This window comes from Desulfosarcina sp. (assembly GCF_033791525.1).
Lineage (GTDB): Bacteria > Desulfobacterota > Desulfobacteria > Desulfobacterales > Desulfosarcinaceae > Desulfosarcina.
On record NZ_JASJGN010000124.1, the window covers coordinates 1 to 4,881 of the forward strand.

The following is a 4,881-nucleotide window of genomic DNA, read 5'->3' on the forward strand; positions in this document are numbered from 1 at the left end:
GATAATCTCTTGTATGCCTTCGGCACGACAATTGTAATGTTATCATGCAAAGGGTTGGTTCCGAAGCTCGGCTTCGGACAGGATTCGATGAAGTGCTAAACCACAGAGGTGTAAAATGAGCGAAGAGACCAAAGAAGATGAAACATGAAACCGCAGACAGGCGAATGCAGCAGCGGTGTGTCAAAGATGTTAGCATGACATGCGCTTATCTGAATCAAAACGATGACCGCATCGTCACCGTGCGCAACTACAGCAGCACAGGCTTGTATTTCGAATCGGATGAAGAGGCGCTAATCGGATCTTTTGTCGTAATAAGGACGCCCGGGTCTCACGATGTGGGAGTGCCTGCCTCACCATCCGAGCCCCCTTTTCAATTTACCATTGAACAGTCCGATCCCCGGGCTTGCTTGGGGTATCGGTCGCATACGGTTGCCAGGGTTATCCGTTGCAATAAGGTTGACGACGCAACCCATTTCGGCGTCGGTGCTGAGATATTGATTCTTTCCGAATGATCCGACAGGCGATGATTAAAAGACGTGGCATGCACGAATTAGCAATTAGGCCCGATAATTAGAACAGTTATATCGTCTGTTGAAACAAATATAATGAACTACCCCGCCGCAAGCAGCGGGGTATCACCAAGGATCGGATCTTTTTATCGTCGCAAGCGACGGGGTATTAGACCCGATGCTTCGCAATAAAAATGAAGGGAAAAACCCATGAAAAAAATGCCGTCAAGAGACATAACCGGCCGTTGTCAGGGAGAATGTCGCGATCGTGTCCGCGAAGGTGAAGTCCATCGGCAGTCCAAGATCAACGCTGCCGTTAAAAAATACAATGCGACCGCTGAACGATCTGCATCCTGATCATGCAAACGCAGTGGTCGCGATGGCAATGATCGTCTGGGAGGAGAACCACTTAGCAGGCGGGACAGCCGTCCAGATCCTGCCAACAGGGAGGTGGCGCCATGGACGAAACCAAAGACGACCCACACAACTGCAGCATGCCTGAAACCGATGACGACGGTCATCCCAATCTCTGCTGCTGTTACATCATGGACGCGGACGGCAACATCCATGATCCCTGTTACCATCCAGCGGCCGAATGCTGCTGATCGAGTGTGAAAATCGGCCTGCTATCCAATAAAAAATAGAAGGAGGTATCGATTATGACTAAACCATCACCAACGTCCCGTCAATGCTGTTCCCTGGAAAAACCGCGTCTGGTTGAGGCCCTCCAAAAATGTGACATGTGCACCACCACGTATGAAGCGTTTCACCAATGCTATCGGGATGCCGCCAGGGAGAGCGGCCAGCGGGCACGATCCTGTATAGTCGCATAATGTGTGAACCGGGTCCTTTCAGGTGGTGCTTATGACCAATCATCGCGACAGAAAACGGGTGAGAAAGCCCCGCATCGAAATCACGAATCAGAATCTGAAGCGTCTCTTCGAAATCCGCAAGACCATGTCCGTTCCGGAGCTGTCCAAACGTTCGGAACTGCCTTACATGCTGGTCTATAATATCGTTCATAGGCGGGTGAAAACCATATCGGATCGGCACTACCGGGCGCTCTTCGGCCAAGCCCCGCAGCCCCAGGAACCACAAAAGGTAGATGGGGCTGACTTCAGAGCCATGGCCGGCTTGTGGCTTTTTCTCAATGAGGAGGTTTCGAAGTCGGATCTCTATCGAGAAATCTTCGGCGCAGGACCCCACACCAAGCCGGACCTCAGGATTTTCAACGGACACATCCGGACGGTGCAATCCAGTCTGGTGCGCATCATGCGCAAAAAGTTTTCGGATGCGGGCCTCGATGGGCAACTCCTCGACCGATGGCTCGATGAACTGGACAAGCTGCCCCCTGACGGCAGGGTTGCATACCGCCGGATCAAACCGGTGCTGCGATCTATCCAGGAAATAGTGGGCGTGCACCCCACCGCCATATTGAAACAGTCTGTCGAACGGTACGAAACCGGCATGCTGAAAAGCGTTTCCCGGGACATTTTCAATCGGGCGATGACCCTGAAACACCAGGCCGAAAAAGCCCTGGAGGAAGGACGAAAACGGGAGGTCGAGAGATTAAAGGAGGCCATTTCCGGTAGGAAAGCCGGTTATTCACTCTATCTGGACGTGGCAGAGGAATTGACCTTTCTGTGTCGATACACCAAAAAAAGCGCCAAAACCTACCTGGGCAGAAGCATGTGGACCTACAAAACCGGAAAGGCCAAACGCATCGCGGACTGGAGAGCCCGAAAGATCTTGCAGGACTGCGACCGGTTCATCCGGGAGACCCCTGATTTACCCCTGTCCTGTCTGCCGCGATCCCGCCAAGCGAAGCGGGTCCGGATGCTGCTCGATATCCTCGTGGCCCGCACGACGCAGTTGTTTTCCGAACAGGAGGGCCTCGTTTTCGAAAAGAAAATTCTGCGACCTTCTCATGCGAGGGGTGAATATATCAATCAAGACCATGGATTTACCCGGTTCGATATGGCACCTGGAGTCCTGAGAATGAAAAAGAAGGCCTTCGATCTAATGGTAGCTAAAAACTGCGACATTTTCAGGTCGGTTGGAAAATTTACGAAGCGATGGTACTTGTCCGACCTGTACCTGAAAGAACTCTCCGAAAAAGAATTTTTCGATTTGGTTTCAGCAAAGTATGAGTTCATGGCAAAAACACTTAGCCGATCGGGACGAATCACCCCATGCATGCTTTAACATGGACCGGTTCATCAACATCTGGGTGATTATCCGGGCCAACCGTGAACCGGATTTGAAGTCATACCCGCTTCGTCATCGATATCTTTAGCGGCGTTGCGTGCCACGGCAGGTTATTTGACTCCCCAATGTTGCATCCGGACATACTTGCGAAAGAATTTCCCCAAACGCGAACGGCGTTTTTCAAGATCGGCGGGCTGTTGAATGGCAGGCATTCCAATAGATATGCTGTAAGCCTTCAAAAATTCCCATTGCCGCCTGCTATTGGGTCCTGCCGGCGTATGGCTAAGCATCTCCAAAGCGTCATCCAGAGCGTATCCCTGTTTAATCAGCCAAGCGGTTACCAGCGTGCCGGTGCGTCCGATACCAAAACGGCAATGCACCAATACTTTTTTGTCTTGCGCCGATATTGAATCTAACCATTCCAATGCCTTTTCCGCCGCGTCGGGCTCTGGCGCATCTTCATCAGCCACAGGTAACCAGTGTAGCTCAAGCCCTGCGGCCGCCTCAATCTCATGCAGGTCATAGCATTCGGCGCACAAATTCAGAACTGCCGCAATACCCTGGGCTTTTACGGAATCAATATCCACCTGGGAATGGGGAGCATATCCGACGGCTATTTGCGGTGTAATCCACCTGAGCGGATAGTTGTTTTCCTGCGTTTGTCCCATGGGTTTACTCCAGCCGATCTGTTTCAGATGGCACTAACATAATTATTAATTGGGTAAAATACTGCATTCCGTTCATCTTTTTGTTTGTTCTGTACTCGCCTTTATTAGGTAAAATTCTGTCTTTCTATGCCCATATTAGGGAACCTGATAACTTTCCTCAAGCGCAGCATGGGTCGATCAGTGATCCGGATCGAATCTGAGCCCGGGTCGACCGGTGGGGTGAAGAATGCCTTTGCGCAACCGCACCGCCCCGGATGCGGGGTCACCCGTCAGATCCAGATGCCCGTCCAGGTCAGCATATTCCACATTGGGACCCGCCACGTATCAATGCCCATCAAAAGCTACCGGCTGTAAGTCTGCTATAAAAATGGGCAGACAATGAAATCATTGGTATCAATATGTCATCTGCTGCTCGCAACAAAGCTCCCGCTGGATTCAGTTCGAACAGAACTTAAAAGGCCGACAAACAAAACCATACGGTTGCCAGCGTGGACTGGAAGAGATTTAACCGATTTCTAATCTCAGTTTGCACCGGATCGTTGATAGAGCGTCGCGCCCGGGAAAACTGGGCGTTAGGCATAATATCCGAAACTTGACTTCTTACATCAATGTAATTACAATGTGACTACTTTTTTATAAAGGAGAGGCCAAATGAGGGCACGTGTAATAAAAATCGGTAATTCTCAAGGGCTGCGCATTCCAAAGCCTATTCTTGAGCAAACAGGTATCATGGATGATGTTGAAATAGAAGTTGAAAAAAATCGAATCATTATACGACCTGTGAAAAATGTCCGAGAGGGTTGGGATGCTGCTTTTAAAAGTATGGGCGAAAAAGGTGACGACGAACTAATTTTTGACGATGGCATTTCAAATGTATGGCAATGGTAGTGAAACGCTTTGACGTTTACTTAGTGAGTCTTGATCCTACTGTCGAATCTGAAATTAAAAAAACCAGGCCTTGTTTGATTGTCTCACCCGATGAAATGAATCGAAACATTCATACTGTGATTATAGCTCCGATGACCTCGGCCCATAAAGATTTCCCCACCCGTGTATCCTGCACTTTTCGAAAGAAACAAGGACAAATCGTATTAGACCAGATACGTACTATAGACAAAGTGCGACTCACTAAAAAGCTTGGCACGATTGGCTCAAGAGCCCAATTGGATGTTATTACGGTACTACAACGGCTATTCGCGTTTTAGCGGCGCCCCACCTATCACTTGTGACGGAATCAACTCCCTCACCGCAAAATCCCGCCGTTCGGCTGACATGATTCGCTTATAGCTAAGGAAATGACCGGGCCGGTCCTGAGCGAAGTACTTGAAGGGCTGATAAAACCGTATCTTAACAATGTAAGGAGAGCTTGTGTCCACCATTGCCAATATCGTTGTCGGCCTCATCGCACTCGTTCACGTTTACATCCTCGTGCTTGAAATGTTCCTTTGGGACAAACCGGCCGGACTCCGCGCTTTCGGCCAGACACAGGAAGCCGC

Annotated in this window: 8 protein-coding genes; 6 read left to right on the plus strand and 2 right to left on the minus strand. The window is 49.9% G+C overall.

Going from position 1 to position 4,881, the window contains the following annotated elements:
- Positions 1-967: 967 nt before the first annotated feature.
- Genes QNK41_RS05880 through QNK41_RS05890 form a run of 3 tightly spaced genes read left to right on the plus strand, consistent with a single transcriptional unit; the run spans position 968 to position 2,714 of the window.
- Positions 968-1,114 carry a hypothetical protein gene (locus tag QNK41_RS05880; RefSeq protein WP_319254723.1) on the plus strand — a complete coding sequence of 49 codons (147 nt, stop codon included), beginning with the start codon at positions 968-970 and terminating at the stop codon, positions 1,112-1,114.
- Positions 1,115-1,168: 54 nt separating this feature from the next.
- Positions 1,169-1,342: a hypothetical protein gene (locus QNK41_RS05885; protein WP_319254725.1), complete on the plus strand. Its 174-nt coding sequence runs from the start codon at positions 1,169-1,171 to the stop codon at positions 1,340-1,342.
- Between the two features lie 31 nt (positions 1,343-1,373).
- Positions 1,374-2,714, plus strand: a complete 1,341-nt coding sequence (locus QNK41_RS05890) for a hypothetical protein (RefSeq protein WP_319254727.1) — start codon at positions 1,374-1,376, stop codon at positions 2,712-2,714.
- A 113-nt stretch (positions 2,715-2,827) separates the two neighbouring features.
- On the opposite strand, the gene QNK41_RS05895 is transcribed toward QNK41_RS05890, so the two are convergent.
- Positions 2,828-3,385, minus strand: a complete 558-nt coding sequence (locus tag QNK41_RS05895; protein WP_319254729.1) for a dual specificity protein phosphatase — start codon at positions 3,383-3,385, stop codon at positions 2,828-2,830.
- A gap of 177 nt (positions 3,386-3,562) precedes the next feature.
- Positions 3,563-3,691: a hypothetical protein gene (locus tag QNK41_RS05900; RefSeq protein ID WP_319254731.1), complete on the minus strand. Its 129-nt coding sequence runs from the start codon at positions 3,689-3,691 to the stop codon at positions 3,563-3,565.
- Positions 3,692-4,036: 345 nt separating this feature from the next.
- Here QNK41_RS05900 and QNK41_RS05905 point away from each other — a divergent pair, with 345 nt between their 5' ends.
- The 3 genes from QNK41_RS05905 to QNK41_RS22980 all read left to right on the plus strand — a co-directional run.
- Positions 4,037-4,273 carry an AbrB/MazE/SpoVT family DNA-binding domain-containing protein gene (locus tag QNK41_RS05905; RefSeq protein ID WP_319254733.1) on the plus strand — a complete coding sequence of 79 codons (237 nt, stop codon included), beginning with the start codon at positions 4,037-4,039 and terminating at the stop codon, positions 4,271-4,273.
- On the plus strand, positions 4,267-4,590 hold the full coding sequence (locus tag QNK41_RS05910) for a type II toxin-antitoxin system PemK/MazF family toxin (protein WP_319254735.1): 324 nt from the start codon (positions 4,267-4,269) through the stop codon (positions 4,588-4,590). Before QNK41_RS05905 ends, QNK41_RS05910 begins: the two co-directional genes overlap by 7 nt.
- A 163-nt stretch (positions 4,591-4,753) precedes the next feature.
- On the plus strand, positions 4,754-4,881 hold a 128-nt coding region (locus QNK41_RS22980), incomplete at its 3' end, for a DUF1304 family protein (protein WP_413815120.1).

Coding starts and splice junctions, on each gene's coding strand:
- QNK41_RS05880 (WP_319254723.1), top strand. CDS start 968: ATGGACGAAACCAAAGACGACCCACACAACTGCAGCATGCCTGAAACC.
- QNK41_RS05895 (WP_319254729.1), bottom strand. CDS start 3,385: ATGGGACAAACGCAGGAAAACAACTATCCGCTCAGGTGGATTACACCG.
- QNK41_RS05905 (WP_319254733.1), top strand. CDS start 4,037: ATGAGGGCACGTGTAATAAAAATCGGTAATTCTCAAGGGCTGCGCATT.
- QNK41_RS05910 (WP_319254735.1), top strand. CDS start 4,267: ATGGTAGTGAAACGCTTTGACGTTTACTTAGTGAGTCTTGATCCTACT.
- QNK41_RS05890 (WP_319254727.1), top strand. CDS start 1,374: ATGACCAATCATCGCGACAGAAAACGGGTGAGAAAGCCCCGCATCGAA.
- QNK41_RS05885 (WP_319254725.1), top strand. CDS start 1,169: ATGACTAAACCATCACCAACGTCCCGTCAATGCTGTTCCCTGGAAAAA.